Origin of the sequence: Paenibacillus sp. OT2-17 (assembly GCF_009827695.1) — a bacterium.
GTDB classification, from domain to species: domain Bacteria; phylum Bacillota; class Bacilli; order Paenibacillales; family Paenibacillaceae; genus Paenibacillus; species Paenibacillus polymyxa_B.
In genome coordinates, this window is the sequence record NZ_WUDQ01000531.1 from 1 (window position 1) to 2,551 (window position 2,551).

Genomic DNA, 2,551 nt, shown 5'->3' on the forward strand with positions numbered 1-2,551 from the left:
ATTGGCTACCTGTCCAACAACCGGACGCTCTTCCGCGCTCAGCTTGCCCATACCGCGCAAGATTTCAGTCAGTGCGCCCTTTTTCCCCGAATATTTGACCCGTAAATCAGCCAGCTCCTTGGGTGTTGCCACCTTCTCCAATACTTCCAGTGCTTCTTCCTTCAAGGCCAGCAAATGTTCCTTCATTTGGATGGTTTCGCTCATCGCCTGTTCAGTCCCCTTTCTTCATATCCAGCTTTTCAGACAACAAAAAAAGGTCTTTTCTCCCGGTAAGGGACGAAAAGACCGTGGTACCACCCTCGTTAGACAATAAGCTCAGCTCACCCGGCGTTCTGCCTTACGGCAACTAGTTACAGGTGATTGTTCATGCTATGCATCATCGTCTCGCTCTGCACGTTGTAACGGTCGTGAACCGGTATCCCCTACTTGCACATTCGCCATTCACATGGCGCCTGAGGTTCAAGGAACTGCTCCGGAGCGAACTTCAACAGCCCAGTATTTGCAGAAACGCTCTCAATCCTACGGCGCTTCCTCCCTGTTCAATCGGACACTGTCTACTCTTCTCCATCAAGACATTTTCAAAAATTCGAACTATTGTTCATTATTATATGCAAACTACCGCGCTTTGGCAAGCAGGGCATACGTTCATTTCTTTAGATATCGAGATCATCCAACCGCTCCAGATTTGCACGAATGCGCCTGATTTCGCTCAACAACTTCTCATTTTCGTCATTCGTGCCCGTCATTCCCATCAACTCTGTAAGACGCAATTGTAATCGAAGACGTTCCTCACGCCGCTCCTGGTCTTCTGGCTCCCGTTGACGGCTCCGCTCATCTTCTTGCTTTTCGTCGGCTGTCCCCTCATAGATTTCATATCCGCCCCCCGGCTTCATATCGAGTAACCGAGTTGCCGTGTACCTCACCAGCTCCCGATCATGTGAGACGAGCACCAGTGCTCCATCATAGTTACGCAAAGAATCCTCTACAATTTCACGGGTTTCAATGTCAAAATAATTCGTCGGTTCATCCAGCACCAGCAGATTGGCTCCACTAAAGTACAGACGCAGAAAAGCTACCCTGCATTTTTCTCCCATACTAAGTGTCCCGATCTTTTTAAACACGTCCTCTTTCGCAAAAAGAAAGCAGCCTAATACCGTTCTCGCTTCTGTTTGGGTCATCGTCGGGAGCGCAAGCAGACTGTCCAGCAACGTTTGATCCTCCGGAAGCTGCTCCAACTCCTGTGAAAAATATCCGATGTTCAACTGTGGGTTGGCTGTGATTTTTCCCGTCTGCGGCTCCAGTTGACCTGTTAATAACCGAAGCAGCGTGGTTTTACCAATTCCATTGGGCCCCCGAACAGCCAGACGGTCTCCACGTGCAACGATCAGATTTAGATTTTTCACAATGATACGGTCGTCGTAGCTAAAGTCAACCTGCTCAGCACGCAGCAAATATTTTGCCTGAAACCCGCTGTCACTTAATTTCATGTGCAAAGACGCAGCCTCACGCGGTTGCTCTACTCTATTGGCCTCCAGTCGCTCCAGTTCCTTCTCCTTCGCATGATAACGGGAAATATTTTTTTTAGCCTTGGCCTTATAAAAGCTCTGCGTAACGGCCATCTCAACCTTGGATGCGCCACGATGCGCCTGATGAAACCATTCCCTGTAATTTCGAATCGTTTCCTCCAACGCCTGTTTCGCCAGCTCCTGCTTTCGATAGCTGGCTTCCTGCTCTCGCAGTTCCCGCTCCTTTTGCGCTTTATATTCCTTATAGCCGCCTTTATAGCGCCCAATACCTGTCGATGTGAGCTCAACTATACTCGTAGCCACCCGATCCAAAAAGGCTCTGTCATGCGATACAAACAGCAGCGTTCCCGGATACGTAGACAGCCACTGCTCCAGCCAAAGCAAGCTTTCGGCATCCAAATGGTTGGTCGGCTCATCCAACACCAGCAGCTTCGGCTGCCTGACCATGAGTCCGGCCAATCGCACTCTCGTCTTCTGGCCACCACTCAGGTCACCATAAGCAATGGACCACGTCTGGACAGGCATTCCCATTCGAGTGAGCGCCTTTTCCACCTCAGACTCCCAGGCAAAGCCTTGCAGGCGTTCGTATTCATCCATTAGCTCGCCGTAACGCTCCAGATGATGCTCCATATCCTTCCCAGCATCGGCTAGGTCAGCTTCCAGCTGTCCCAACGCTTGCTTGAGACGCCAATGCCGAGGGCTGGCCTGCTGTGCGGCCTCCAGTGCGGTTCGAGACCAAGCCACCGTATCCTGCTGCTTCAGCCAGCCCCGCTCTTCCAGTGGCAAATCATGCTCTACTTGACCAGAGGTTGGTGCTTCATCTCCCAGCAATATTCGCAATAGCGTCGTTTTACCTGCTCCATTTCTTCCAAACAGTGCGAGCCGTTCTCCTTCCATCACATCCAGCGACACATTCTCAAATAAAGATGTCCCGTTCCAATCCTTTACTACATTGCGAATACGCAAAATTGTTCTCATACCACGATCATCCTTTCCCAGTCCGGTTTTTTGATCCCGGAAGCAAT

Annotated in this window: 1 protein-coding gene and 1 pseudogene; both read right to left on the bottom strand. The window is 50.5% G+C overall.

The window, feature by feature from the left end; genetic code table 11:
* Positions 1–186 (bottom strand): annotated as a pseudogene (pheS, locus tag GRP75_RS24145) (phenylalanine--tRNA ligase subunit alpha); the annotation flags it as partial.
* A gap of 467 nt (positions 187–653) precedes the next feature.
* Positions 654–2,504, bottom strand: coding sequence for a ribosomal protection-like ABC-F family protein (abc-f, locus tag GRP75_RS24150; protein WP_071558982.1), 1,851 nt, complete (start codon positions 2,502–2,504; stop codon positions 654–656).
* Positions 2,505–2,551 lie beyond the last annotated feature (47 nt).